Origin of the sequence: Brevibacillus panacihumi (assembly GCF_003710985.1) — a bacterium.
Taxonomy (GTDB): Bacteria; Bacillota; Bacilli; order Brevibacillales; family Brevibacillaceae; genus Brevibacillus; species Brevibacillus panacihumi.
Genome location: NZ_RHHT01000026.1, coordinates 42,557 through 68,592 on the forward strand (window position 1 = coordinate 42,557; position 26,036 = coordinate 68,592).

Annotated in this window: 23 protein-coding genes and 1 riboswitch; of the genes, 9 read left to right on the forward strand and 14 right to left on the reverse strand. The window is 52.1% G+C overall.

The genetic code is table 11. The annotated features are described in order from the left end of the window. The first annotated feature begins 1 nt into the window (after window position 1). The 3 genes from EDM58_RS11835 to EDM58_RS11845 all read left to right on the forward strand — a co-directional run bounded on the left by EDM58_RS11835 (window position 2) and on the right by EDM58_RS11845 (window position 3,020). A complete protein-coding gene (locus EDM58_RS11835) occupies window positions 2-301 on the forward strand; it encodes a (Fe-S)-binding protein (RefSeq protein WP_023556336.1) in 300 nt (99 codons plus the stop codon). Window positions 302-336: 35 nt separating this feature from the next. Further along, window positions 337-1,458, forward strand: coding sequence for a site-2 protease family protein (locus EDM58_RS11840; protein WP_122913529.1), 1,122 nt, complete (start codon window positions 337-339; stop codon window positions 1,456-1,458). A gap of 218 nt (window positions 1,459-1,676) precedes the next feature. Further along, window positions 1,677-3,020 carry a hemolysin family protein gene (locus EDM58_RS11845; RefSeq protein WP_122913530.1) on the forward strand — a complete coding sequence of 448 codons (1,344 nt, stop codon included), beginning with the start codon at window positions 1,677-1,679 and terminating at the stop codon, window positions 3,018-3,020. Between the two features lie 72 nt (window positions 3,021-3,092). Here the strand turns inward: EDM58_RS11845 and EDM58_RS11850 are convergent, their stop codons facing one another. From EDM58_RS11850 to EDM58_RS11895, 10 genes are all read right to left on the reverse strand, one after another. Beyond that, a complete protein-coding gene (locus EDM58_RS11850) occupies window positions 3,093-4,091 on the reverse strand; it encodes a cation diffusion facilitator family transporter (protein ID WP_122913531.1) in 999 nt (332 codons plus the stop codon). A gap of 24 nt (window positions 4,092-4,115) precedes the next feature. Then, window positions 4,116-4,430, reverse strand: coding sequence for a DMT family transporter (locus EDM58_RS11855; protein WP_122913532.1), 315 nt, complete (start codon window positions 4,428-4,430; stop codon window positions 4,116-4,118). Next, window positions 4,427-4,780: a DMT family transporter gene (locus EDM58_RS11860; RefSeq protein ID WP_122913533.1), complete on the reverse strand. Its 354-nt coding sequence runs from the start codon at window positions 4,778-4,780 to the stop codon at window positions 4,427-4,429. The genes EDM58_RS11855 and EDM58_RS11860 overlap by 4 nt, the downstream gene beginning before the upstream one ends. Window positions 4,781-4,858: 78 nt before the next feature. Continuing rightward, a riboswitch (guanidine-I (ykkC/yxkD leader) is annotated at window positions 4,859-4,958 on the reverse strand. 47 nt (window positions 4,959-5,005) lie between these two features. Continuing rightward, complete coding sequence (locus tag EDM58_RS11865; protein ID WP_122913626.1) at window positions 5,006-6,331, reverse strand: short-chain fatty acid transporter; 1,326 nt, start codon at window positions 6,329-6,331, stop codon at window positions 5,006-5,008. 162 nt (window positions 6,332-6,493) lie between these two features. Beyond that, window positions 6,494-7,888 (reverse strand): sigma-54-dependent transcriptional regulator, encoded by a 1,395-nt coding sequence (locus EDM58_RS11870; RefSeq protein ID WP_122913534.1) that lies wholly within the window; start codon window positions 7,886-7,888, stop codon window positions 6,494-6,496. Beyond that, the gene (atoS, locus tag EDM58_RS11875; protein ID WP_122913535.1) at window positions 7,885-9,705 is read right to left on the reverse strand and encodes a two-component system sensor histidine kinase AtoS; all 1,821 of its coding nucleotides are present in this window, start codon (window positions 9,703-9,705) and stop codon (window positions 7,885-7,887) included. Before atoS ends, EDM58_RS11870 begins: the two co-directional genes overlap by 4 nt. 192 nt (window positions 9,706-9,897) lie before the next feature. After that, window positions 9,898-10,710 carry an alpha/beta hydrolase gene (locus tag EDM58_RS11880; RefSeq protein WP_122913536.1) on the reverse strand — a complete coding sequence of 271 codons (813 nt, stop codon included), beginning with the start codon at window positions 10,708-10,710 and terminating at the stop codon, window positions 9,898-9,900. Window positions 10,711-10,866: 156 nt separating this feature from the next. Continuing rightward, window positions 10,867-11,670, reverse strand: coding sequence for a flagellar motor protein MotB (motB, locus tag EDM58_RS11885; RefSeq protein WP_122913537.1), 804 nt, complete (start codon window positions 11,668-11,670; stop codon window positions 10,867-10,869). Next, a complete protein-coding gene (motA, locus tag EDM58_RS11890) occupies window positions 11,663-12,466 on the reverse strand; it encodes a flagellar motor stator protein MotA (protein ID WP_122913538.1) in 804 nt (267 codons plus the stop codon). Before motA ends, motB begins: the two co-directional genes overlap by 8 nt. Window positions 12,467-12,589: 123 nt before the next feature. Next, on the reverse strand, window positions 12,590-13,321 hold the full coding sequence (locus tag EDM58_RS11895; RefSeq protein ID WP_122913627.1) for a ZIP family metal transporter: 732 nt from the start codon (window positions 13,319-13,321) through the stop codon (window positions 12,590-12,592). Between the two features lie 167 nt (window positions 13,322-13,488). Here EDM58_RS11895 and solA point away from each other — a divergent pair, with 167 nt between their 5' ends. Next, complete coding sequence (solA, locus tag EDM58_RS11900; RefSeq protein ID WP_122913539.1) at window positions 13,489-14,619, forward strand: N-methyl-L-tryptophan oxidase; 1,131 nt, start codon at window positions 13,489-13,491, stop codon at window positions 14,617-14,619. Window positions 14,620-14,678: 59 nt separating this feature from the next. On the opposite strand, the gene EDM58_RS11905 is transcribed toward solA, so the two are convergent. The 4 genes from EDM58_RS11905 to EDM58_RS11925 all read right to left on the reverse strand — a co-directional run bounded on the left by EDM58_RS11905 (window position 14,679) and on the right by EDM58_RS11925 (window position 19,984). Continuing rightward, window positions 14,679-15,527, reverse strand: a complete 849-nt coding sequence (locus tag EDM58_RS11905; protein ID WP_122913540.1) for a protein-glutamine gamma-glutamyltransferase — start codon at window positions 15,525-15,527, stop codon at window positions 14,679-14,681. A gap of 408 nt (window positions 15,528-15,935) precedes the next feature. Beyond that, complete coding sequence (gene metA, locus EDM58_RS11915) at window positions 15,936-16,853, reverse strand: homoserine O-acetyltransferase MetA (RefSeq protein WP_122913542.1); 918 nt, start codon at window positions 16,851-16,853, stop codon at window positions 15,936-15,938. 158 nt (window positions 16,854-17,011) lie between these two features. After that, window positions 17,012-18,283, reverse strand: a complete 1,272-nt coding sequence (locus EDM58_RS11920; RefSeq protein ID WP_122913543.1) for a Glu/Leu/Phe/Val family dehydrogenase — start codon at window positions 18,281-18,283, stop codon at window positions 17,012-17,014. Window positions 18,284-18,535: 252 nt separating this feature from the next. Further along, window positions 18,536-19,984, reverse strand: a complete 1,449-nt coding sequence (locus EDM58_RS11925; RefSeq protein ID WP_122913544.1) for a nicotinate phosphoribosyltransferase — start codon at window positions 19,982-19,984, stop codon at window positions 18,536-18,538. A 157-nt stretch (window positions 19,985-20,141) separates the two neighbouring features. Between EDM58_RS11925 and EDM58_RS11930 the strand changes: the two genes are divergently transcribed. The 5 genes from EDM58_RS11930 to EDM58_RS11950 all read left to right on the forward strand — a co-directional run bounded on the left by EDM58_RS11930 (window position 20,142) and on the right by EDM58_RS11950 (window position 25,783). Further along, on the forward strand, window positions 20,142-20,792 hold the full coding sequence (locus EDM58_RS11930; protein ID WP_246000693.1) for an MOSC domain-containing protein: 651 nt from the start codon (window positions 20,142-20,144) through the stop codon (window positions 20,790-20,792). Between the two features lie 16 nt (window positions 20,793-20,808). Next, complete coding sequence (gene rluF, locus EDM58_RS11935) at window positions 20,809-21,528, forward strand: 23S rRNA pseudouridine(2604) synthase RluF (RefSeq protein WP_122913545.1); 720 nt, start codon at window positions 20,809-20,811, stop codon at window positions 21,526-21,528. Between the two features lie 195 nt (window positions 21,529-21,723). Then, window positions 21,724-22,554: an undecaprenyl-diphosphate phosphatase gene (locus EDM58_RS11940; RefSeq protein WP_122913546.1), complete on the forward strand. Its 831-nt coding sequence runs from the start codon at window positions 21,724-21,726 to the stop codon at window positions 22,552-22,554. A gap of 93 nt (window positions 22,555-22,647) precedes the next feature. Continuing rightward, complete coding sequence (locus EDM58_RS11945; protein ID WP_122913547.1) at window positions 22,648-24,009, forward strand: TrkH family potassium uptake protein; 1,362 nt, start codon at window positions 22,648-22,650, stop codon at window positions 24,007-24,009. A gap of 139 nt (window positions 24,010-24,148) precedes the next feature. Beyond that, the gene (locus EDM58_RS11950; protein ID WP_122913548.1) at window positions 24,149-25,783 is read left to right on the forward strand and encodes a peptide ABC transporter substrate-binding protein; all 1,635 of its coding nucleotides are present in this window, start codon (window positions 24,149-24,151) and stop codon (window positions 25,781-25,783) included. Window positions 25,784-26,036 lie beyond the last annotated feature (253 nt).

Genomic DNA, 26,036 nt, shown 5'->3' on the forward strand with positions numbered 1-26,036 from the left:
CATGAGCATCAGGCTTGTCATCGAGCCCGCGTTCTCACTCGCTTATCAACGCTATGCCGGTTTTGAGCCGGGCGAGACCCTTCGCTTGTATGCGAGAACGAGCGGACCGGGTACAGGCGGACTTTTTTATGCGATCGAAAAAGACGAATACATGGCAGAGGATGCCATCTTTGAGGTAGAAGGATTGCGATTCGTCATCCGGCCATCCGACTTCTGGTTTTTCGATGGGGGTACGCTTCGCTACAATCCGTTATATGGGGAATACGGTTTTTCATTCTTTAATCCGCGGCTGGAGGAATAGGGATTCCCCCATGACAACAGTAGGAGGAACAATCAATGAAAAAACGAGGCTCCGTCCTTTTGGCCATTGGCGCGTTTTTATTAGCCAATCTCAAGTGGATTTTGGGGTTACTGAAGTTTTCGAAATTTGGCACGACCCTGCTTTCCATGGCGATCAGCCTGGGGGCATATGCGATGTTCTACGGCTGGAAATTTGCCGTCGCCATCGTCTATTTGATTTTCGTCCATGAAATGGGGCATCTCGTCGCGGCTAAACGCAAAGGGATCGCCACGTCTCCCGCCATTTTCATCCCGTTTGCAGGGGCCATGATCTCCATGAAGGATCACCCAAGGGATGCGGGAACAGAGGCTTATCTCGCCTATGGCGGGCCGCTTGCAGGCCTTGTGTCGTTTTTGCCTGCCCTTCCGCTCTACTGGTATACCCAGGACCCTTTCTGGGCTTTAGTCGTCTATCTCGGCGCTCTGCTCAATCTGTTCAATTTGATGCCAATCTCGCCGCTGGACGGAGGGCGCATCGTCTCTGTCCTGTCGACCAAGATCTGGTTCATTGGATTGATCGGCTTGGGTGCGATGCTGTTCTTCTCGCCGGGACCCATTATGGTGTTTATTTTCATCATCGGTCTCGTTACCTGGTGGAACCGCCTGCGTGAAAGCTACCAGCACCAAGTGCTGCAAACCGAAAAAGAAATGATCCACGAATTCTTGCAGGAGATCGACCAATGGCCCACGCTGGAGTCTTCCTGGGATAAGCGCATGAGCCTGAATGAGCGGGCAAGCCGATTGGCTCAGTTGCCCCCGCAAAAAGGCTTTCTCATTCCCTTTCTTCATGACGAGAAGCGCTTGCAGCGTGATCGTGAACGGCTTGATAAAGTCTACACGAACCGTCTCCTTGAGCTTTTCCGCGAATGGGAACGAGAGCCCGTGCTGTTCATCGACAGCGACCCGAATCGTCCCGCTCCTTCCCCTACCCTGGAAGAAGGAGAGCGCGTGGCACGTCAAAGGCTGACGGAAGTCGAAGAACAGATGCATCGTCTGTCGACCTATTACGTCGCGCCAGCTTCGACCAAGTGGAAAGTGCTGGCTGCCTATTTGGGACTGGCGGCAGTCTTGTCCATTTTCTTCGTCATCAGCCAACAATGGCTGCAGCAGGGGCTCTGATTCACCGCCTCAGAGCGCAAAAACCTGAGAAAAGGGTATCAGATTCTCTATTTTCTCGGATAAAAGGGCGCAAATGCCCTGAATCGGGATATATCGGTTTTGTCTGTTGGCCAAAAACAAGGTATGATAGGAAGGTGTACATTCAAAATTTTCCACCATGTACCACACAAAATATTTTTTAAAAGAAAAAAGATTTTAAGAGAGGATGAACCTTCACATTGGACAGCGTTCCGATAGTGCTCAACCTGCTAGTTGTTATTCTGCTTGTATTTCTGAACGGCTTTTTCGTTGCCGCGGAGTTTTCTCTCGTCAAGGTGCGGCAAACTCGCCTCACGCAGTTGGTCAACGATGGGAACAAACGGGCCAAATACGCCCAAAAGGTTACACAGCAGCTTGACGCTTACCTTTCCGCATGTCAGGTCGGGATCACGTTATCCTCGCTTGCGCTCGGTTGGGTCGGTGAACCAGCCATTTCCCACATGATTGTGGAGCCGCTGCTGGGTTTTGCGGGTGTTCCTGATTACCTGATTTCGGCGATCTCGATCGGGATTGCGTTCGCCATTATCACGTTCCTGCATATCGTACTTGGCGAGCTGGCACCAAAATCTTTGGCGATTCAGAAAGCGGAAGAAACTTCTCTGTGGGTTGCAGCGCCTTTGATGTTCTTCCATAAATTGCTTTACCCGGCTATCTGGTTCCTGAACGGGACAGCCAATGCCATGATGAAACGATTAGGCTTGGAGGTCCTCACAGAGCATGAAGCCGCCCATACGGAGGAAGAAATTCGTCTGTTGGTCAATCAAAGCCATCAAAGCGGGCATATTGACCAGACCGAACTCACCCTGGTCGAGCAGGTCTTTGACTTCTCCGAGACCCTGGTTCGGGAGACGATGGTTCCGCGTATCGACATGATCTGCTTGTACACCACGAATACCTTTGAAGAAAATCTCGAAATCATCCGAACACAACGCCACTCGCGTCTGCCTGTAGCAGATGAAGACAAGGACAATATCATTGGATTTGTCCATGCCACTGACTTTTACCTGGCGGCTCTGGAAAACGGACATGTGGAGCTGGAATCGCTTCTGCGACCGGTCACAACCGTGCCGGAGTCGATGGAAATCAGCGCCGTCCTGCGTCTGTTGCAGAAAAAACGCTCCCAAATGGCGATTGTTATCGATGAATACGGCGGTACTGCCGGTCTCGTGACGATGGAGGATATTCTGGAAGAGATCGTCGGTGATATTCAGGACGAATTCGATGACGATGAACAGCCCGACATCGAGATTCTGGAAAATGGCTTCTCCGTTTCCGGCATGATGATGTTGACCCATCTGAACGATTACCTTCCGTTTGATTTGGAATCCGAAGATGTGGATACCATCGGCGGCTGGTTGTACAGTCAATTGGAAGAAGAGATTGCTGTAGACGCTTTCGTCGAAGTGCAGAACTATCTGTTCACCGTAAAAGAAATGGATAATCATCGTGTGACTCGCGTTCTGATTACCCGCATGAATTCGGATGAATCCGATATGTCAGAACAACTGCTCACCGTATCCTGACCATAAACGAAAAGCAGAACTCCCGCAGCCATTTCCTGGCGTGCGGGAGTTCTGCTTTTTGCAAGCAATCCGCTAACTGCTTGTTTGCCTGACGCTATCTGAATCCGGCGTTGTCCCGGGCTTCCAATCCGTAATGCCATTGTCCTCCAGAATCCCCAAGGTGACATCGCTAATATCCGGGTCGGCCAGCAGGCTGTCACGCACTCTGAACTTGATATCGTCAGCCACAGACAGCATGAGGCCCGGCCGCAGCTCCAAATAGCTCTCTACATGGTAAAAGCGGCCTTCCTGGACGATCCTCAGCCGATTGATATCAGTCACATCCGGGTCCTGCAGAATGATCTTGGCCACGCGCTCCTCCACTTCCTTGGGAGCCGCGACCCCAATCAAACCTACCATGTTGTCATAGCCCACCCGAAAGCCAACACCGATCATCAAAAAGCCGATGAGAATCGTCGCAATCCCGTCCAGCCAGGTAAACGTCGTAAACTGTGTCATGACTACAGCGAGCAATGCCAGAACAGCCCCCAGCGTGGCGACCAGATCTTCATAAAAAACCAGGCGGGTCGGCGGTGCCGCACGTCCCACGTTGCGAAAGGCTAACGGCACGATCCCCCAGCCCTTTGCCTCTACGCGGGTTTCATGCACAATCTCCTTCATGGCTTTGATCAGAACGAACCCGTCTACGAGAATGGCCAGTGTCAGAATCACGGCATTCAGCCAAAAATGCGTCGAGACAGCGGGAACTTGAAGAAGATGGAATCCCTCTTTGATCGTCTCGTATGCCATGATGGTCACCACGATCACCGCGACCATGCAAAACAGGTTGATGACCCTTCCAAAGCCCGTGGGAAACCTGCGCGTCGGCTTTTTTTCGCCCAGCACACTCCCGAAAAAAACGAAGCCCTGATTGACCGCATCCGCAACAGAATGCATCGCAGACGCAAACATCGCCCCGCTGCCGCTGTACGCCGCAGCGAAGCCTTTGACTACTGCCAAACCTGTATTGCCCAGAGCTGCCGTCGCTGAAGACGTGTTTCCTTTTTTCAGGGTTTCCCACAATGAAGCCATCCTCATTCTCTCCTCCTTGCCATCTTATCCCAGCAGCTTCAATCCGATCACGGAACAGACGATCACCGCGATACATAAGAGCCTCATTCTATCTTTTGACTCTCCGTACAAAAACATGCCAACTACTGTGCTGCCAACCGTACCGATGCCCGTCCAAACTGCGTAAGCGGTCCCCATCGCGATCCCTGTCATGGCATAGGAAAGCAGAGCAAAGCTCAAGCCAAATCCTGCTACAAGGATGAGGTACGAGCGGACAGTACGCTCCCGATTTACCATCGACATCCCCATGACGCCCACGACTTCAAACAATCCGGCAAAAATCAGGGAAACCCATGTCATGATGCCCGCTCCTCCTCTCGTACCGAGTCTGCCTGCTCAGGAGTCGCCAGCTTCAGTCCGATGATTCCTGCCAATAGCAAAGCGATCAGAATCAGCTTGCTCAACCGAAACGGCTCGTCGAAAAAAAGCATCTCGCTGACGACTGTTCCTGCCGTTCCCAGTCCGACGAAGACGGCGTACACCGTACTGGTCGGGAGCTTTTTACCCGCGTAGATCAGTACGCCAAAGCTGACAACAATGGCGATTGCCGTCAATCCCCACGTCAGAACGCTGTCCGCGTGCTTCAGACCAGCCACCCACATCACTTCAAAAAAACCTGCCAGCACGACAAGCATCCACGTCTTATTCATTTCGATGTTTCTCTCCTCTCTCCCTGTATCATTCCCTGACGAAAAGACAAAAAAGCCCGAAAGAATATCACTTCGATACTCTCCCGGGCTTTTATCCCTCCGTGTGCACGGCTCTTCGCCGTGGGTTTTCTCTCGGACCAGACCGGACGAATTCCGCGGAACCCTAGAAAACACTTCCCTACATTGTACACGAACGGTTCTTCTTTGAAAAGAGTGAAATGAAGCTTAGAAAATCAGGAAGCCGAGGCTGATAATGGCTCCCGTCACAAACAGCAGCATCAGACAGTATCCCATGATGTCACGCGCCCCCAGTCCAGCCAGCGCCAGAACAGGCAATGCCCAGAATGGCTGGATCAGGTTGGTCCAGGCATCGCCCCAGGCAATCGCCATCGCGACTTTGGCATGGGAAACGCCAAGCTCTGTCGCCACCGGCAGCATGATTGGCGCTTGCACAGCCCACTGTCCGCCGCCGGATGGAATAAAGATGTTGAGCAAGCCTGCGCTCCAGAAGGTGAACAGCGGGAACGTGGTCGGCGTGGAGATGCTGATAAACCATTGGGACATGGTTGCAGCCAGCCCTGACGCCGTAATCATGCCGATGATCCCGGCGTAAAACGGAAACTGTACCACGATCCCGCTCGTCGTCTTGACCGCTTCGTTCATCGCATCCAAAAATTTGCGCGGTGTACCGTGCAGCAAGATCCCCAGGAACAAAAAGGCCATGATGACGACATCCAGATTCAACGAAAAGCCTTTTTCTGCAAAATAGGAAACAAGATAGACAATTCCCATTAACGATACCAGGATCGAAAGAAGCTTGCTGTTTTCCATCTTCGCAGCCGGGCTGTTGGCGTCCATTGCCTCTGCACCAGCTGCTGTCTCTTCCACCGCGGCTCCTTGCCCATTGAAGACAATACGGTCTTTTTCCGCAGGCATCATCAGCCGGTTCACGATCGGAAGTACTATCATGATTGCGATCACAATCGCCAGGTTCATCACAGAGAACATGGTTTCACTCGTTGGAATAATCCCGATGACATCCTGCATGCTGTGATTTTCAGTAGCAATGGTCAACGGCACGGAGCCAGCCAAGCCGCCGTGCCAGACGACGAATCCGCTGTACGCGCTGGCTACCAGCAGACGATAGTCTACCTTCGCGACCTGATTCGCCAATTCACGCGCAAGCAATGCGCTGATGACAAGCCCGAAGCCCCAGTTGATCCAGTTGGCCACACAGGAGACCAACGTGACGAGGACAATTGCCTGCCCCGGCGATTTGGCGAGGCCAGCCAGGGAGCGCAGTCCTTTTTTACAGATATCCGTACTGGCCAAGGTATGTCCGGTAATGAGGATCAGCACCATCTGCATCGTAAAGCCGAGCAGAGACCAGAACCCGCCTCCCCAAAAACCGATCATCTCCATCGGCGACTTGCCGTTGATGAAAATGCCTCCCAGGAAAACGATAAAGGTAAGAATGACAGCAAACAAGAAGGCATCCGGCAAATAGCGCTGCACCATTTTTACAGATGCGTTGGTTAGGACTCTAAACACATGCATACCCCTTCCTAAAAACAAATCATTTCGTGTTTTAGGTATTGCAAGAGGTATGCCAAAGACAAAAAGTTATTTAAATCGACAAAATTGAATGCGTTTACATGATCTGCGTATAGGGAAATGACTACTTTTTGCACACCTTGTGACCAACTTGCGCACTCATGCTTGTTCTTCCTCGCTCATTTCCAAGCCGTACATTTCGATCTTGTACAGCAGGGCGCGACGAGAAATGCCCAGCCGCTTCGCCGTTTGCAGCTTGTTGCCTCGCTCTTTGCGCAAAGCGCGGGCGATTGCTTCCCGCTCTACCTCCTGAAGGATCTCGCGCATCGTCCGTCCCTCATAGCGGATGCCTGAAACAGGCGCTGGCTGATCCGCCGCGCCGGCTTCCTGCAGATGTCCCCGGACATGCTCCGGGAGTATGGATGGTCCGCTGGCGAGAATAACGGCTCTTTCGATAGTGTTTTCCAGTTGGCGCACATTGCCGGGCCAGTGGTATCCCAGCAGCAGTTCCATCGTGGCTTGAGACAAATACAGACCTTCCTTTCCCGCCTCCCTGCTGTACTTGGCTAGGAAGTGGCGAATTAGGAGAGGAATGTCTTCTTTGCGCTCGCGCAGCGGGGGCATGTGGATCGGCACCACATTCAGCCGGTAATAGAGATCCTCGCGAAACAGCTCCTGCCGTATCCGCTCTTGCAGATTGCGATTGGTTGCCGCAATCACGCGAACATCGATAGAGATCGGCTCTACTCCTCCAAGCCGGATCAGCTTTCGATCCTGCAAGACACGCAGCAATTTGACTTGCAAAGCAGGACTTAGCTCGCCTACCTCGTCCAGGAACAAGGTTCCCCCATCAGCCAGCTCAAACATGCCCTGCTTGCGTCCAACTGCACCGGTAAACGCTCCTCGTTCGTAGCCGAACAATTCACTCTCCAGCAGATTTTCCGGAATGGCGCCGCAGTTGACCGGAATGAGCGGCTGACTGGCCCTCGGACTGTTGGCGTGAATCGCACGGGCGATCAGCTCCTTTCCCGTCCCGCTTTCACCCTGGATCAGAACATTTGCTTTCGACATGCTCACCCTGCCGACCAGCTTGTACACATTTTGCATCGCGGGACTAAGCCCGATCAGCCCTGATCTCTCTTGTCCCTCATCGCCAGACTCTTGTCCCGGGAGCAGCTCCTCGTACTCCGAATGCACGAGGGCGTCGGCTACCACCTGCTTGACCGCAGCCAAATCAAACGGCTTTTGAATGTAATCGAATGCCCCCAGCCGCATCGCTTCCATCACATCGCTGGCGGAACCATACGCGGTCATCATGACAACTCTCGGAGGGGTTCCGTCCAGCTGCTTCATCCGGCGCAAGGTCTCCATCCCATCCATCACAGGCATCCGCAGATCCAGCAGGACCACTTCCGGACGAAAGCTCTCCACCTGCATCAACGCTTCATCGCCGCTCGCCGCTTCCTTGATGTCATATCCGACTTTGCCAAGTGTCGTCGACAAGGCTTTGCGTACATTCGCTTCATCATCGACTAACAAAACACGTCGTCTCATAAGCCTTCCTCCTCTCTTCCAGTTGGCAATTCTACGGTAAAGCGGACGCCTTCCGCGATATTTTCGGCGTAGATATGACCGCCGTACGCCTGCACGATGCGCTGTGAAATCGCAAGTCCCAGCCCAGTTCCGGCCGGCTTTGTAGTAAAAAATGGTTCAAAGATCGCAAACAGATTTTCCTTGGAAATCGCAGAGCCTTCATTGCTCACATGGATGCAGACATGATCTGCCAGCCTTTCTGTCTCGATCCAGACCTTCTTGCCCGCTGGTGCGGCTTGCAGAGCATTGAGCAAAATATTGAGAAAGACCTGTGTCAACAACTCCGGTGAAGCAAGCACCAGCGGCAGATTCGCTGGTATCTCCGTCCGAATGGATATTCCTTTTTGTGCTGCGTTGCGCTGAACCAGCTTGACGGAGCGGCTGATGACCTGCTCCAGGCTGACCCAGGCATGGGTTTCCTCCGAAGGCCGTGAAAACATCAGAAGTTCGTCCGCAAAACGATTGAGCCGCTCGACCTCCTCCATAATGATGCTGGTATATTCGCGACTGTCGTGCTTGTCAGGCAATTCTTCCTCGATGATCTGCGTAAATGCTTTGATGGAGGTCAGCGGATTGCGCACCTCATGAGCGATGCTTGTCGCCCATTCGCCGATCACCGCCAGCCGCTCCGCCTGAGCCAATCGTGCCTCCATCTGCTTCCACTCCGTACGGTCCTCCAGGACTACGATCACTCCCAGAACCTCGTCCATTGTTCCTTTCCACGTCGACGTGCTCACCTTGATATATAGCAGCCCGCGCTCCGAGTGCGGATGCCGCCATTCCAGCTCCTGATTCGTCTCGGCGTTTTGCAGCGCCTGTGTAATCATATCGAGCAGCACCGGACTATGGGCGAAAACCTGCTCGTACCGCTCTCCTCTCGCCTCGTTCTCCAATCCGGTCAGACTGGCAGCAGACCCATTCCAGGCTGTCAGGCGTCCATCCTGATCCAGGGCGATCACGCCGTTTTCCATGCTATCCATCATCGTTTCCGTATGACTGCGGCTCGCCTGCAAATCACTGGCCAGTTTGTTGATCGCGCTTGTTATTTCACCCGGCTCGCCTTCCAGACGCTTCATGCGAAAGGACAAATCAAAGCTGAGCCGTCTCAGCCCGCTTTTGATCTCCGCCAAAATAACTTCCAGCCGATGTACCAGAAGACCGCTGACAACTGCTGCAACGATACAGCCGATCCCCAAAATGATGTAAATACTCTGCCTCATCCCGGTCAATTGCACGTCGATGCTGGACATCAATTCATTGGCCCATACATAGCCGATGATATCTCCATCCCGAATGAGCGGAATCATGGCGTTCATGATATTGCCTCGAACCTGCTGACCGATAACCACATCCGGCTGCCGTGTCCTTAATACCTCTCTACCCGGGTGATCCGGCGCAATCGATTTGCCGACATGCGAGCTTTCCGTGCCAGGACCATACGTCAGGATCGCATCCAGCTCTTTTGCGTAATACCCTACCCCGATACCCGGATGCGCGGCCGCTATTTCATTTGTAAGCGGTTCCAGCTTGCTGTTCAACAAGCGGATTTTCTCCTCACGGGAGGCATTCGTTCCCCCCATCTCCGCGATCATTTCCTCATAGGTTTGCGTCAAGGCAAAATCCATCTGCTCCGTAATCGCAATCAGCTTCTGCTTTTTTTCATCCAACAATGCTTGCTCCGCTGCTTTCTGCAGGACGATACCAGTGATGAGAATCGGGAGAACCGTCGCTGCAATGACGGATACAACAAAGCGGAGGCGGTACAAATACGCTTTCACTTCTATCCACCTCGCTTTTTCTACCTCAGTGTACGTTATTCTGCTATTTTAACATAGGACCGAATTCGTCCGGAACACAGTGTACCGACCGCCTCTGCCTGGAAATACTGAGCAAAAAAAAATCGCTTATTTTCCATTCAAGGAGGATCCTCGCCTCCTTTTGAAAATAAGCGATTTCTCTTTTGTTCCCGCTTAAACAGCGAGATGGGACATAATGCCTGTCTGTCTTTTGATCCAGCCTGCCGTACTGGCGATCAGCTTTTGGTAGCCTTCTGTAGAGGAGAAGGTATGATCGGCGCCAAGCACGATCTCGCTTTCGGAGCTGCCCTTCTGGCGCAAGCGCAGCTCCCGTTCATAATGAAACATCGCATCCAGCGGGATCACATCGTCCCGATTGCCATGCAGCAGCAGGATGTCCCCGGTAAAATGAGCAGCCTGAGACAGCGGTTGGGCAGCTTGAAGGGATTGGAAAAAGCCTTTCCCAAGCTGGTAGCCCAGATAATCGGTGTGACCTGTCGCCAAAGCTTCCTGATACCTCTGTGCCCCTACGATACGGGTAATATCTTCATACGGACGCGCTGCCGCAGCCCACAGCACCAGCGATCGAATACGCGGCTCCTGACTGGCAGCAATCATCGCTACTGCTCCGCCCAGGCTGTGTCCCAGCAGTACAACCCTGCTCGTGTCCACGCGCTCCAATTGAAACGCGTAGCGGAGAACGTCACGTGTCTGTTGCAGCAACACGTCAATTCCTCCGGCACCGTATTCTCCGTCGCTCTCACCGCAGCCCCCGTAGTCAAAACGAAGCACAGCCCAGCCCTGGTCGGCCAAATCGCGGGCTGCCTTGACGAACAAACGGTTCACACCAACCCGGCTGCCAACAAATCCGTGGCAGATCACGACAAGCGGATACTTGGATGACCCCTTGCCTGCGAAGGAAGCCGGTTCGTGAAGCGTCGCTGCCAAGGAAATACTGCCACTTTTGATGTGGAATGTCCGTTCCATTCCTTTCACCTCATTTATATTTCATTAATTCCGATTTGTTTACTTTGTTATAAGCCTATTATCCCCCTATCTCCCCTTCCTTGTCAAGGTATCGCGGTACTACGCAAAAAAGGATAACGCCCGTTACGGCACTATCCTTTCTGCTATTATCGACTATTATGGATTGATGCTGTTCTTGGGAGTAGAAGCCATATCACGCAGGATGGCTACCTCTACCCGACGGTTCTTGGCTCGTCCTTCTGCCGAGGTATTCGGTGCGACCGGATGATACTCTCCCATTCCGGTTGCGCTGAATTTTGACGGGTCCAGATTGGGGTTTTCCAGAAGGACCTTTAAGAAGTTGACGGAGCGCTTGACGCTCAAATCCCAGTTGGAAGGAAACTCTGCGCGGTTGATCGGCACATTGTCCGTGTGTCCCGTAACCGTTACTTTCTTCGGATGTGGGACGAGCATGGTCGCCATCTCCGTCGCCAGCTTACGCGCTTCCGGCTTCAGATCTGCCTTCCCCGAGTCAAACAGCGCATTGTCCAGGATCGTGATCAGCAACCCCTCTTCCGTCATCTTGGTCTGGAGCTTGTCCTCCAGCTTGTTCGTCTTGATGTACCCCTCGAGCTGCGATTGCAGCTGCTTCAGGTCCTCTGTCTCTTTGCGGATGGCTTCCTCCAGCTTCTTCTCTTCCTCTGTCTTCTCTGCCTCCTGTGCTCCCTTGTGCAAGGTCTGTTGGGCCATAAGGGGGTCAAGCGGGACCGGGCTCGGCTGATTCAAGACGCCTACCCCGCCGTTCAATGCGACATTGAAGGACTTCACCATCTGGTCGAACTTCTTCGCATCCATCTCGCTGGATGCAAACAACACGATGAACAGCGCCAGAAGAAGAGTGAGAATATCAGCGTACGGAATCAGCCAAGACTCGTCCACATGTTCTTCATGCGGAGGACTTTTCTTCGGTCGTTTAGCCATTTACCGCAGCTCCTTCCTCCTTTGTCTCCTCCTTGACATCAGCGCGCTCCTTGAACGGAATGTAGACAAGCAGCTTTTGCTCGATCGCGGCTGGGGAGACCCCGGCTTGAATGGAGAGAAGTCCCTCTACCATGATTTTTTTGATTTCGATTTCCTGCTTGGATTTGCGTTTCAATTTATTGGCGAATGGATGCCAGAGAACATAACCGGTAAAAATCCCGAGCAGCGTCGCGACGAACGCAGCCGAAATGGAGAGGCCGAGCGCGTCAATATCGCTCAGGTTGCCAAGCGCCGAGATGAGACCTACGACCGCGCCCAACACCCCAAGCGTCGGAGCATACGAACCTGCCTGCGTGAAAATCAAGGCGTTGGCGTGATGCCGCTCTTCAATCGCGTGGATCTCTTCATTCAGCACATCTCGCACAAAATCAGGCTCTCCACCGTCAATGATCATTTTCATTCCGTTGCGCAGGAATGGGTCTTCGATTTCATCCGAAGTGTTTTCCAAAGCAAGCAGGCCCTCGCGGCGGGCAATGGAAGCCCAGTTCATGAATTGACCAATCAGTTCACGTTTTTCAGGGAGTTTCCGCTCGGTAAACAGAATTTTGAACAAAGCAGGTACCCGCTTTACCTCTGACAAGGGAAACGCATTTAAAATTGCGGCGATAGTACCCACGATAATAATCATGAAGGCAGCACCGTTCAGCAGCGCTGCCGGGCTGGCGTGTTTCAAGATCATCCCGACAACTACGGCCACGACTCCTAGTACGACACCTATTACGGTCGATTTTTCCATTGTGACACTCCCTAACTTCCGTAATCAAATCTATCTATATATGGTTTCGGTAATTTGGTGTCGATTTGTGAGAGGAAGTTGCGTAAAAATCGGAACTCTTTTTGAACGTTTCCCGATCCATCCCTATTTCAGCCATTCCGTAAGCCCGATCATCACCAGCAAACCAATAATAAAGGAGAGGGTAGCCGCTCCGGCGTGACCATCGCCGTGACTCTCCGGAATCAATTCCTTGTAGACAATAAACAGCATGGCTCCTGCCGCGAAGGACAAGCCGTACGGCACCAATCCATCTACAACATTCGTCAAATAGTACCCGCTGATGGCTGACACGACCTCCACCGAACCCGTCATCGTCGCCAGAAAAAAAGCCTTGAGTCTGCTCACGCGCTGATTGATCAAAAAAAGCGCCACAAGGAACCCCTCAGGCGCGTTCTGAAGTCCGATCGCCAAGGCTATCAGTCCGCCAAGGCCGTTCTGGTCGCCGGAGTAGCTGACGCCGACGGACAAGCCTTCAGGAATATTGTGCAGGGTGATCGCCGAAAGAACCAATATCGCCTGGGTATCCATCGAGAGATTCAATTGCGAGTGCTCCAGGTCAATGTGCGGAATGACGCTTTCCAGAAGAGTCAGCACCAGCATGCCGGTCAGCACGCCCAAGCAGACGATCAGAAAGCTGTCTTTGCTCAGCGCTTGGGGGATCAGGCTGAATGTCGCAGCCGCCATCATGATCCCGGCCGTAAAGGCCAGCAGAATATCCCGCCAGCGATGCGTGACGGTCCGGAAAAAGAGAATCGGCAGTGCTCCCGCTCCGGTCGCCATCGCCGATAAAATGCTTCCCATCAATAGGTCTTCCATGCCAGTACCCCCGCTACCCGATCTGCCGTTCGTACTGCTGTCAAAGCAGCCCTTTTTGCTGGACTTCTTGTACAGCTCTGTCATTATCACTATCATAGTGCGTAAGATCAGAAAACATGCACAATTTGAACTCAACCAGCCATACGTGAATAAAGGGGAGAACCGGGATGGAGAACTTTGATGTAATCGTGATAGGAGCCGGATCAGTCGGGATGGCCGCCGGATACGAACTGGCGAAAAAAGGCGTTCGTACACTGCTTCTCGATGCTTTCGATCCTCCTCACACGATGGGCAGCCACCACGGCGACACGCGAATTATCCGGCACGCCTACGGGGAAGGCGTCCAGTATGTACCGCTTGCGCTGCGGGCGCAACAACTATGGGAGGAGCTTGCCGGACTGTCGGGGATGACGCTTTTTGCACGAACTGGCGTATTGGGGGCAGGACCGCTTGGAAGCCCGTTTTTAGCGGAAATGCAAGTGTCGGCCAAACAATTCTCCCTGCCGTTGGAGGTCATGAGTGCAGAGGAGATCAACGAACGCTGGAAAGGGATGAATCTGCCCGACAGCTTCTACGGTTGCTACGAGTCAAACGCCGGTGTCCTGTATTCCGAACGCTGCATCACGGCTTACCGTGAGCTGGCTACGCGTCAGGGGGCTGTCCTGCTGACTCATACGCGAGTAACAGACGTGCAGGTCGAACCAGACCACGTCACGGTCACTACGGATCAGGGAACTTATCGAGGTGAGAAACTGTTGTTGAGTGCGGGAGCGTGGAATCCGGCTTTGCTGCGGTCGTTGGGGCTCCAGCTTCCGCTTGTGCCTACTCGCAAGACCGTAGCCTGGTTTGCAGCAGATGAGCAGCTGTACAGCTCGGAGAAGTTTCCCGCTTTCGTCTTTGAGCTGGAGGATTCCACTTACTACGGCTTTCCCAGCGTCGATGGAACCGGAGTCAAAATCGGCCGTCACGACGGAGGACACCCGATTGATCCCGACCAGCTGGACCGCACCTTTGGCACGTATCCATCGGATGAGGGAGATGTCCGCTCCTTTCTCGAAGCCTACATGCCGCAAGCAGCAGGCCCTCTGCAGCAGGGTCGCGTCTGCATCTACACCCTGACTCCGGATGAGCATTTCCTGATCGACCGTCATCCCGAGCACGAACACGTCGTCATTACCGCCGGCTTCTCCGGGCACGGCTTTAAATTCGCCAGTGCGATCGGGGAAGCAGCCAGCCAGCTTCTGACCGACGGCAGGACTGTGCACGATCTGTCCTTATTTACGCTGAATCGCCTGTGACATCCGTGTAAAAACGCCCCGCATCCCGTGTGGATTGCGAGGCGTTTTTCTTGTATCGCTCAGCCTTCCCAATAAAAGGAGCCAATCTCTGCCTTGATCCGCACTCCTGTCTCCAGAATATCGGGGAATCCGCCCCTGTGGTCGACATAGGAAATGCTCCCCCTCATATTGTCAAAGGGGGCCAGGTAAGCGAATCCCGGACGCGTCGCCTGCGACACCAAATAAGCAGAACGCATGGCGCCTGGCCTTCTGTTTTCATTCAAAAACGCGATCAGGGAAGGGGCTGTCCGAATGCCTGCCCCGTGACCATAGTACAAGCCTCCCCCCAGAAAGACGGCATTTTCCCCCTGCCAGTGCGGTTTGCTCGGATCGTAATCCGGATTGGCGAAGTAGAGGATGTCGCCAGGCAAGAATGTGTTTGTCGGAAGGGTCTGCAAGTCCAAATCTTGATCGTAACGCCAATCGTACAAAATCATGTCTGCGAACAATCGCTCAAAATCCGCCTCCCGGATCGACTTCAATACGGCATGGTACAAGATGATGACCATCGCAGTCGCACACTCAGTGGCGTAAAGCCTGCCATTTTGAAAGATATCAATAATCCCACGAGAAGGAGGGACACCCGGACGCAAGCGAAAGCCTCCCAGCTCGGTCTGCTCCCAGAACTCCGGGTTGCTTCGCGAATTCTCAAAGTCTGAAAAAGCAATTCCACTCATATACAGCGCTCGTGCTGATTTGACCAGATGATCCCGCAGCTTCAGCTCGAAGCGCAAGACGTCCGCTGAAGCATATTCAAATACATCGCGGCTAGCGGCCATCCTATGGACAATTTCCTGCTGCACATCGTTCAATCCCCATTCCGCTTGCAGCATCAAGGGATTTACCTGTCGTCCAGCAATCCAGATCATAAGCTGCCTCCTTCGTCTTCGTTCCCATCATGAGTATCTATATGCGCATGCCTACCTCCAGGTGCATGATGTTCCCGAATCCAGCCACTTTGTATCTGGTAGTCCACGGGCTGTAGTGGAGGAGAGGAAAAAGGAGAGAACGCTCAGGCGGGGTGGGATCTTTACTGGGGGTCATCCCTGGCCGCCTCCCACTCCAAAGGCGAAACCGCGGCCAAAAGCAGCCGACTTCGAAGAAGTCATTCAAGGTTGGCCGCTGAATACGTGTTCCGCCTTTTCCGTTCCCGGCTTGGTCAAGATCCCAAATGCCTTCGCTTATCTCCCCTTTTTCCTCAGCCAGCTTTCCCTGGTTGTCCTGCTTTTTTAGTGAAAAATTAAAAAACCACCCGCACGAGGCGGATGGCATAGTCCTTACTTGGGATTGTTCAGATCGTAAGGAGTTTCTTGGTATACATAGTAGTTCAGCCAATTGGAGAACAACAGATTGGCATGGGAGCGCCAGGTGACGATCGGGGCTTTGGTTGGATCGTCCTTGGGGTAGTAGTGTCGCGGCACCGCAATATCCAGTCCCTTGCCGACATCGCGCTGGTACTCATCCTGCAGGGTATGCGGATCGTATTCGGAATGGCCCGTCACGAAGATCTGGCGTCCATCCCGGCTCGCGACGATATATACGCCCGATTCCTCCGACTCGGAGAGAATCTCCAGCTCCGCTACCTTTTCGATGTCCTCTCTGCGGTTCTCGGTATGCCGCGAATGCGGAACATAGAAATACGAGTCAAAGCCACGGAACAATTTGATATTCTGCTGGTTGACCGTATGAGGAAATATCCCGAACATTTTTTCCGGCAGCGGATGCTTCGGAACCCCGTAATGATGATACAGCCCTGCTTGCGCTCCCCAGCAGATGTGCAGGGTGGAAGTGACATTTTCCATCTTCCAGTCGAGAATCGTCTGCAGTTCCTTCCAGTAGGTGACTTCCTCGAAATCAAGCTGCTCTACGGGCGCTCCTGTAATGATCATCCCGTCGAAGCGTTGGTGTCGAATATCTTCAAACGTATGATAGAACGAAGAAAGATGCTCCTCCGACGTATTTTTCGAGGTATGGCTCGACATGTGCAGCAGAACGATCTCGACCTGCAGCGGCGTATTCCCGAGCAATCGAAGCAGTTGGGTCTCCGTCGTTTCCTTGACAGGCATCAAATTTAGGATAACGATGCGCAAAGGTCGTATATCCTGGGTAAAGGCACGACTTTCCGGCATCACAAAAATGTTCTCGTTGGCTAACACTTCCGTAGCTGGCAATCCATCTGGCACTTTGATTGGCATGATGTAATATCCCCCTTTCCATCTGCTTTTCGAGCAGGGAAAAAATCGTAATTCCGAGAAATTCGACAACTATACTCAACTTCCTGCCAAAATATTCAATACTGGTATGAAAAAGACCTCTGCCGCCCAAAAGGGGACAAGAGGTCCTGCTTGCTATATTAGATCCAGCCGCGCGCCTCCATGGCTTGCGTAATCCGCAGCAAGGAGACCATATACGCACCTGTGCGCATATCTACTCCGTATTTCTCAGCCAGTGCGCGAACCGCCGCATAGGCTTCTACCATCGCCGTTTGCAGCTTCTCATTTACTTCTGTTTCCGACCAGTAGTGGTGCATCAGGTTTTGCACCCACTCGAAGTAGGAGACGGTCACACCCCCGGCATTCGCCAAGATGTCCGGAATCACTACGACACCATTTTTGCGCAGGATAACATCCGCATCCGGTGTTGTCGGACCGTTGGCTGCCTCGGCAATCACCTTGGCGCGAACACGCTCGGCGTTTGCACCCGTGATGACATTTTCCAATGCCGCTGGAATCAAAATATCTACATCAAGCTCCAACAGTTCTGCGTTGGAGATCTTTTTGCCGTTTTCATAATCCTGGATCGAGCCGGTATCCTTCAATTGACCAACTTTATCCACGTCCAAACCGTTCGGATCGTAGATGCCTCCGCGCGAGTCGCTCACCGCCACGATGATAAAGCCAAGCTCAGCAAGCAGTTTGGCCGAGATGCGTCCGGCATTTCCGAAGCCTTGGATCGCGACTGTCGTCTCCTCCGGCTTGCGGCCCAATTCTTTCAACGCCTCCAGGATTGTAAATACACAGCCTTGAGCAGTGGCTTCGCTGCGTCCTTTGGAGCCGCCGATGATCAGCGGTTTCCCCGTAATGACGCCTGGCGAGTATGCGCCTTTCAAGCGGCTGAATGTATCCATCATCCAACCCATGATCTGTGGCGTTGTATAAACATCCGGTGCCGGAATATCCTTATCCGGACCGACGATATCCGCGATTGCCTCCATGAAGCCGCGGCTGATGCGCTCCAGCTCGCCTTTGCTGAAATCATGCGGATCACAGATGACTCCGCCTTTTCCACCGCCATAAGGCAGGCCGACTACGCCGCATTTAAAGGTCATCCACATGGAGAGTGCCTTTACTTCATCTAGTGTTACGTCTGGATGGAAACGAATTCCACCCTTCGTAGGACCAATCGCGTCATTATGTTGGGAACGATAGCCTTCGAATACGCGAACACTGCCATCATCCATTTTGACGGGGAAGCTGACACAGACTACCCGCTTGGGATGCTTCAGTATTTCTACAGCAGTGCTAGGCAATCCCAGCAAGGATGCAGCCGCATCAATTTGCTTTTGTACGATCTCAAATGGATTCAGGTTTTCTTTTCCTACGATTTCTCTCTCTGTTGTTTGCATGTACTCTCCACCCTTCCCGACTCTCTCTTTTTTGTCTGTAAAATTTTACCACATCACCTTTGTACCGAAGTAAAGAGACGATTGAAACGTCAATAATTATAGACGAGAAAAGAGAAGTCTACAATTAATAATTATTCATTTTTTCAAAAAATTAGCTTACTTTCAAGACCTAATTTAACATTTATTTATCTTTTCTCCAAAAAATCGCCTTTCGTTCAACGATTATATGGTTGACCGAAAGGCGAAGCTTCCTTATTTATACAAGTACGCTTTCATTAACTGGGTCTTGGTCGTCCACATCAGCTCGCTGATGTGCAGACGGTAGTGCTCAGGGTTGAGCATGCGCAGGTATTCGGGCCAGAACAAGCCCAATTGCTCGCGATGATAAGCGCGGATTTCCTCGAGAGTCGGCAGTTCATACACCAGCTCGCCTTCCACAAAAACAGGCGTCAACAGCGGCTCTGCCCGATAGTTCGTTACTTTTTTGTTCAGATAGGGGTGGCTTGGGTTGATCAGCTCGATCGGTTCGTTTTTGAGAACCTGCTGCTCTTCCGGGTAGCACAGATAGTCGGCGACCGCTTTTCCCGTAGCAGGATCAATCAGCCGATACATTTCTTTGATCCCCGGTGTGGTTACTTTTTCCGGATTCCCCGATATTTTGATCGTCGGCAAATAGCTCCCGTCTTCCCCTTCGCGCGCGACCAGCTTGTAGACTCCGCCCAGCGTCGGCTGGTCTGCCGCGGTGATCAGCTGCGTGCCGACCCCCCAGCTGTCGATTCGCGCTCCCTGTACCTTCAGGTTGAGAATCGTATGCTCATCCAGATCATTGGAAGCGACGATTTGCACGTCCTCCAGGCCCGCTTTATCCAGCATTTCGCGCGTCTTGATCGACAGATAGGCCAAATCTCCGCTGTCCAGCCGGACCGCAGCCAATTTCTTACCCTGCTGCTGCAGTTTTTTGCCCAGCTCGATGGCATGAGGGACCCCGCTTTTCAAGGTATCATACGTATCCACCAGCAAGGTCACCTGTCCCGGCAAGGCCTCTGCAAAACGCTCGAACGCAAGCTCCTCGCTGTCATGGCTTTGAACCCACGAATGCGCATGCGTCCCTTTTGTCGGAATGCCAAACATTTTCCCAGCCAGCATATTGGAGGTCGCATCAAATCCTGCCAGATAAGCGGCGCGTGTTCCCCAAAGCGCTGCATCTGCCTCCTGTGCCCGGCGCGTCCCGAATTCCATCAGCACGTCATTGCCTGCGATCTGCTTGATTCGCGATGCTTTCGTGGCGATCAGCGTCTGGTAATTCATATAGTTGAGCAGGGCCGTCTCCACCAATTGCGCTTCCAGCATGCGCCCTTCCACGCGGATCAGCGGTTCATTCGGGAACACCAGCGTTCCTTCCTTGACCGAATAGAGCGAGCCTGTGAAGCGGAACTGACGCAGCTCCTCCAAAAAAGCAGGATCGTAGTTCTCCTCCTGTTCGCTCAGATAAACCAGATCGCTTTCTTCAAAGCGCAGATTCTGGATATAGGCCACAATTCGCTCCAGACCTGCGTAGACTGCATATCCGTTGCCGAAAGGGAGCTTGCGAAAAAACGCCTCAAACACAGCCTTGCGATTATGCGTCCCATTGATCCAGTGCGCATACATCATGTTGATTTGATATTTATCAGTGTGCAATACCACGCCTGATGATTGCATGTGAGTAAGCCTCCTGTAGCTTTCTTTCCATTATCATACCAGAACCTCCCACAGGTGTCTTTTTTGTCGGAAGAAATCATCGCAAAACCCTGATTCTCGACACCCACACTCCTGTGATATAGTAATGAAATCAATAAACGAGACGGGAGATTGCGAAATGATGGAGATGGATCGACAACTCATGTATATCTGTAAAGGCACCCCGAAGGACAACCTATATAACGGGGCCGTATTTCGATCTGGCATTTGGAAGACACAAGCCGATGAATTGCTTGTCCAAGAACAGCAAATCGAAGCGGATCAAGTGGCAAATCCCGCATATCACGGCGGTCCGGACCGCGTTGTCTGCCTGTATCCTTTTGAACATTATGCCCACTGGGAGAAAGTTTTTGGACAGCCGTTGCCGATTTCTGCTTTTGGCGAAAATATTAGTGCAAGCAATATGACGGAAGAACAGGTGTGCATCGGAGACATCTTTCAAATCGGGGACGCTGTCCTCCAGGTTTCACAGGGGCGTTATCCTTGCGCCACGATCAACAAGCGCAACAACAACAATCAATTGCTGAAAAAAGTAGTGGAGACCGGCAATACGGGGTATTTTTTCCGTGTGCTGCAACCTGGGACAATCGTTCCGTCCTCGACAATCACGCTTTTGTCTGCCCATCCTGCCAAAGTGACTGTCGCCTCCATCCACCACCTCTACTTTCATGAGAAAAACCCGCTTCGCTCCACCATCGAGCGAATGCTGGGAGTAGCGGAACTGGCAGAACCATGGCGGAAGATACTCCTCGAGAAGCTGCAATCGTAAAGAAAGGATTTTGCGCATGCGAATTAACAAATACATCAGTGAATCAGGCATTTGTTCGAGAAGAGAATCGGATAAATGGATCGAAGCCAAGCGGGTGACGATCAATGGCGTCATCGCTCAGCTGGGAAGCACTGTCTCCGAGGGCGATGATGTCCGTGTCGATGGAAAGCCCATCAGTACGAAAAAAAAGGCAGTTTACATCGCCTTGAACAAGCCTGTCGGAATCACCTGCACGACAGAGCTCCATGTAAAAGGAAACATCATCGATTTTGTCAATCATCCCGAGCGAATTTTCCCGATCGGCAGGCTGGACAAGGATTCCCAAGGCTTGATTCTGTTGACGAACGATGGCGATATTGTCAATAAAATCCTGCGTGCGGAAAATAACCATGATAAAGAGTACATCGTCACAGTGGACAAGCCGATTACCCCCGCTTTTTTGCAAGGAATGTCCAGCGGCGTGCGCATCCTCGGCACCATCACCAAGCCTTGCACCGTGACGAAGATTAGCGAACGCGTCTTCCGCATCATCCTGACCCAAGGGCTGAATAGACAGATCAGACGGATGTGTGCGGCCTTTGGCTATCAAGTTCGGAAATTGGAGCGCATTCGCATCATGAACATTCATTTGGACGGATTGAAGCTGGGACAATGGCGGGATCTCACAGCCAAGGAGTTAAACGAGCTGCAGAAAAACCTGAATTACCAGCCTCGAACGTTATCGCCCTCCACGTAGTACGCTGCGAAAAAAAGACAGGATGGAGCTTTTTCTCCTCCATCCTGTCTTTTTTTCTGTCAGATCAATCGTACTTTTCCCGGGAAATCGACACGGAGAAAGGGTACCTATTTACGTTTATTTGTATTAAAGTGAATATGGACAACGTCTACCTATCAAAATCAACCTGCGATCTAGGCAGAAAGGTGAGAGTTCATGAATCTTTGGGAGATTTTCGTGGCATTCGTGTTGGGACTTGTAGAAGGACTGACCGAATTTGCCCCCGTTTCATCTACAGGACACATGATTATTGTCGACGACACGCTGCTTCATTCCAGCGCATTGTTTTCTCCGCATGTAGCCAATACGTTCAAAGTCGTAATCCAGCTCGGCTCCATCATAGCCGCAGTCATCATTTTCAAAGATCGCTTCCTGAGCCTGCTAGGCTTAAAAAAGCTTCCCTCTGACAACGGCAATACCAGGGAAAAGCTTCGTCTGTCCCAGGTTCTGGTCGGTCTTATTCCCGCGGGTGTCTTGGGCGTATTGTTTAACGACTATATCGACGAATACCTCTTTTCCGTACATACCGTCTTGATCGGGCTTGTTGCCGGGGCCCTTTTGATGATCGCTGCGGACTGGTTTCGTCCCGCCAGGCCCAAAGTGGTCTCTGTCGACCAAATCACCCACAGACAAGCGCTGATAATCGGACTGTTTCAATGCATCGCCTTGTGGCCGGGCTTTTCCCGCTCCGGTTCTACCATTTCCGGCGGTGTGCTGCTGGGGCTGAATCACCGCGCCGCATCCGACTTTACGTTTATTATGGCTGTTCCGATCATGGCCGGCGCCAGCTTTTTGTCCCTGTTAAAAAACTGGCAATACATCACGATCGAAGCTTTGCCGTTTTTTGTCGTCGGCTTTATCAGCGCCTTTCTTTTCGCTTGGCTCGCGATCCGTTTCTTCCTGCGGCTGATCAATCGAATCAAGCTTGTGCCCTTTGCCCTCTATCGGATTGTGCTCGCTGCCGTGATTTTTTTCTGGATTGTGTAAAAATCAGACAGCCCCCGACCAAAAAGTTTTGCTTGCAGCCTTCTTTTTCGGTATGATTACCGTTATTAGTAAACGTGTTCGGGGGGCTTGTCCTTGTTATCTTCTTCCTACCAAAAACGTCGGCTGACCTCGGTTCAGATCATCGTCTTTTTCTATGTCGGATTAATTCTTTTGTCCAGCGTTCTCTTGTACCTCCCCATCTTTCATAACCCTGGCGCCACCATATCCTTTATCGACGCCATGTTTACAGCGACCAGCGCTATTAGTGTGACGGGCCTTTCCGCCATCACCATCCACGAGATTTTCAACGACTGGGGCATTCTGTATCTGACGCTGCTCTTTCAGGTGGGCGGCATCGGGATTATGACACTGGGCACCTTTTTCTGGCTGCTGATGGGGCACAAGATCGGCCTGGAGCAACGGATCTGGATTGCGACAGACCACAATCGTTCGACTTTGGCTGGCCTGGTCAATCTGATGCGCAACATTCTCGTGCTTGCCCTGTTGATCGAATTGGTGGGAACCATCCTGTTGGGCACTCACTTTTTGCTCAGCGGATACTACAGCAATTGGTACTCCGCGTATTACCATGGCTTCTTCGCATCGGTCAGCTCCTTCACCAACGCGGGCTTTGATCTGCATGGCAACTCCATGCTCGACTTCTCGCATGACTACATCTACCAATCCATTGTCATGCTTTTGATCATTTGCGGCGCAATCGGCTTTCCTGTATTGATGGAGGTTTACAATTACTTTTCCTATCGACGGGCGAAGATGCGTTTTACCTTCTCCCTCTTTACCAAAGTCACGACGGTTACTTTCTTCTCACTCGTCGCTATCGGTGCCATCTTTCTTTACCTATTTGAGCGAACCAAGCTGTTTGCGGGCATGAGCTGGCATGAAACTTTATTCTATTCGCTCTTCCATTCCATCTCTTCGCGCAGCGGAGGTCTGTCTACGCTGGAGATTAGCCACCTCTCCTCTCCCGCTCTCCTGATGCTGGCCGGTCTGATGTTCATCGGGGCTTCTCCGAGCAGTGTCGGGGGCGGTATTCGGACGACGACCTTTTTCGTCATGGTCGCAGCGGTAATCAATCATATGCGCGGCTACAAGGATGTGAAGGTGTTCGGCAGGGAATTGGTAGAAGAGGATATTATGCGCTCGTTTCTCGTGTTCTTCGTCGCCATTTTTCTGGTCTTCACGTTCGTAATTCTGATGGTCTGGATGGAGGATATGCCCTTCCAGCACGTCTTGTTCGAGGTTTGCTCCGCCTTCGGGACGACAGGCTTGTCTACCGGCATCACCCCGGAGCTGAGCACTCCAGGCAAACTGATTCTCATCATTACCATGATGATCGGCCGGATCGGGATTATCAACGTCCTGCTCTTCCTCAAACGCAACGATCGGATGGTACGTTACCATCATCCCAAGGAACGCATCATCATCGGACAATAAGATGCTTTGGCTCCAGAAGCTCCTCTGTACGGGGAGCTTCTTTCATTTCACTTTCAAACATAATTTTGTTTGACTTTACTAAACTAAAAGAAATATCCTTACATGTATAGAAGAGAGATTTTACAGGGGGGAGAACACCATGAAAAAAGCATTCGCCTTACTTACTGGTCTAACTTTGCTCTTTGGGGTACTGACCGGATGTGCTTCTTCACAGAGCGCCACGCAATCGAATGAATCACCGCAAGCCGAACAAGCCAGCAACAATGGAGAGCCTATGGTTCTGCGCTGGAGCATCAACAGTGAACCGCCGTCCCTTGATCCCGGGATCGCCGTCGACGCTGACTCGTTCGATATGATTTACGCAGCCTTTGAGGGATTGACGAGTTACGATGTAAACGGAGAACTGGTCAATGCAACAGCTGAAAGCTTTACCAACTCGCCCGATTTCACGCAGTTTACGTTCAAAATCCGCAAAGATGCCAAATGGAGCAATGGCGATCCGCTCACGGCTCATGACTTCGTATACGCGATCAAACGCAACCTGGACCCTAAAACGGCCTCCGAGTACGCCTATCAGCTTTACTACATTAAAGGAGGAGAGGAATTCAATACGGGAAAGGGCAGTGCAGATGATGTCGGGGTAAAAGCCCTGGATGACTACACGCTGGAGTTCACACTGAAGTCTCCTACGCCGTTTTTCCGGGAGCTGACCTTCTTCCCGACCCTCTTCCCCCTGCATCAAAAAACAGTCGAATCCAACCCGAAATGGGCGGATGAGGCTGCGACAATCGTGGGAAACGGCCCGTTCATCATGAAAGAATGGGAGCATAAGCAAAAAATTGTTTTCGAGAAAAATGACAACTACTGGGATAAAGACAACGTCAAACTGGACCGCTTGGAAGTCGCCATGATCGATGACAACAACACCGCGTTTTCCATGTTTGAAAACGGCGACATCGACTGGGGCGGCTATCCAGCCTCCACCCTGCCGCCAGACGCCATCCCCTATCTGAAGAACGAAGGGAAACTGATGGTTGCCAGCAATCCAGGGACGCAGTCCGTCGTCTTCAATACGCAGAAACCGCCGTTCAACAACAAGAAAATCAGACAAGCATTCGCCTACGCCATTGATCGTCAGACGATCATCGACAACATCCTGCAGACTGGCGTGCCCGCTGCGTACGGATGGGTTCCCGATTCGATGGGCCTGAAACCAGAAGGCTATTTTAAGGAAGATCCAGCAAAAGCCAAACAACTGCTCGAAGAAGGAATGAAGGAGCTGGGATTGACCAGCTTCCCGAGCGTTACCTACACCTTTGATTCGACCGATATGAACAAAAAAGTGGCGGAAGCCCTGCAGGACCAATGGAAGCGCAACCTGGGCGTGGATGTGAAGCTGTACACGGCAGAATTGAAAGTGTACCGGGATATGCGTTCGCAAGGCAATTTCGACATGATCCGATTCCAATGGGGAGCGGACTTCAACGACCCGATCAACTTCCTGGAGATGTTCCGTGAGCAAAAGGGCGGCAACAACCACCCGGATTGGGAGAATCCGAAGTTCAAGGAATTGATCGACCAAAGCTATACCGAGCCAGACCTGGAAAAACGCAAGCAAATCCTGCTCGAGGCTGAAACCATCCTGATGGAGGAAATGCCCTTGGCGCCGATCAACTTCCGCGGCAATCCATATGTGAAAAATGACCATGTGAAAGATTTCATCATCTTCCCGCTCGGCGGCGCGTACTTCAAGTATGCTTCTGTGGTGAGATAGCTTGAAATAGTGGTCCACCAGCTGTAATGGAGGGGAGGAAAAAGGGAAAACGCTTCAGGCGGGTTGGGATCATTGCTGGGGGTCATTCCTGGCCGCTTCCACTCCAAAGGCGGAACCGCGGCCAAAAGCAGCCGCTTCGAAGAAGTGGTTCAGGGTTGGCTGCTGAGAGCGTGTTCCGCCTTTTCCGCTCCAGCTTGGTCAAGATCCCAAGTGCCTTCCGCTCTTTTCCCTTTTTCCTCGACCAGCTTTTCTT

What these genes read in the sequence shown, in the direction of transcription:
- EDM58_RS11835 (WP_023556336.1), top strand. Translation starts at nt 2, where the DNA reads ATGAGCATCAGGCTTGTCATCGAGCCCGCGTTCTCACTCGCTTATCAA.
- EDM58_RS11840 (WP_122913529.1), top strand. Translation starts at nt 337, where the DNA reads ATGAAAAAACGAGGCTCCGTCCTTTTGGCCATTGGCGCGTTTTTATTA.
- EDM58_RS11850 (WP_122913531.1), bottom strand. Translation starts at nt 4,091, where the DNA reads ATGGCTTCATTGTGGGAAACCCTGAAAAAAGGAAACACGTCTTCAGCG.
- EDM58_RS11855 (WP_122913532.1), bottom strand. Translation starts at nt 4,430, where the DNA reads ATGACATGGGTTTCCCTGATTTTTGCCGGATTGTTTGAAGTCGTGGGC.
- EDM58_RS11860 (WP_122913533.1), bottom strand. Translation starts at nt 4,780, where the DNA reads ATGAATAAGACGTGGATGCTTGTCGTGCTGGCAGGTTTTTTTGAAGTG.
- EDM58_RS11870 (WP_122913534.1), bottom strand. Translation starts at nt 7,888, where the DNA reads ATGAGACGACGTGTTTTGTTAGTCGATGATGAAGCGAATGTACGCAAA.
- EDM58_RS11880 (WP_122913536.1), bottom strand. Translation starts at nt 10,710, where the DNA reads ATGGAACGGACATTCCACATCAAAAGTGGCAGTATTTCCTTGGCAGCG.
- motB (WP_122913537.1), bottom strand. Translation starts at nt 11,670, where the DNA reads ATGGCTAAACGACCGAAGAAAAGTCCTCCGCATGAAGAACATGTGGAC.
- motA (WP_122913538.1), bottom strand. Translation starts at nt 12,466, where the DNA reads ATGGAAAAATCGACCGTAATAGGTGTCGTACTAGGAGTCGTGGCCGTA.
- EDM58_RS11895 (WP_122913627.1), bottom strand. Translation starts at nt 13,321, where the DNA reads ATGGAAGACCTATTGATGGGAAGCATTTTATCGGCGATGGCGACCGGA.
- solA (WP_122913539.1), top strand. Translation starts at nt 13,489, where the DNA reads ATGGAGAACTTTGATGTAATCGTGATAGGAGCCGGATCAGTCGGGATG.
- EDM58_RS11905 (WP_122913540.1), bottom strand. Translation starts at nt 15,527, where the DNA reads ATGATCTGGATTGCTGGACGACAGGTAAATCCCTTGATGCTGCAAGCG.
- metA (WP_122913542.1), bottom strand. Translation starts at nt 16,853, where the DNA reads ATGCCAATCAAAGTGCCAGATGGATTGCCAGCTACGGAAGTGTTAGCC.
- EDM58_RS11920 (WP_122913543.1), bottom strand. Translation starts at nt 18,283, where the DNA reads ATGCAAACAACAGAGAGAGAAATCGTAGGAAAAGAAAACCTGAATCCA.
- EDM58_RS11925 (WP_122913544.1), bottom strand. Translation starts at nt 19,984, where the DNA reads ATGCAATCATCAGGCGTGGTATTGCACACTGATAAATATCAAATCAAC.
- EDM58_RS11930 (WP_246000693.1), top strand. Translation starts at nt 20,142, where the DNA reads ATGATGGAGATGGATCGACAACTCATGTATATCTGTAAAGGCACCCCG.
- rluF (WP_122913545.1), top strand. Translation starts at nt 20,809, where the DNA reads ATGCGAATTAACAAATACATCAGTGAATCAGGCATTTGTTCGAGAAGA.
- EDM58_RS11940 (WP_122913546.1), top strand. Translation starts at nt 21,724, where the DNA reads ATGAATCTTTGGGAGATTTTCGTGGCATTCGTGTTGGGACTTGTAGAA.
- EDM58_RS11950 (WP_122913548.1), top strand. Translation starts at nt 24,149, where the DNA reads ATGAAAAAAGCATTCGCCTTACTTACTGGTCTAACTTTGCTCTTTGGG.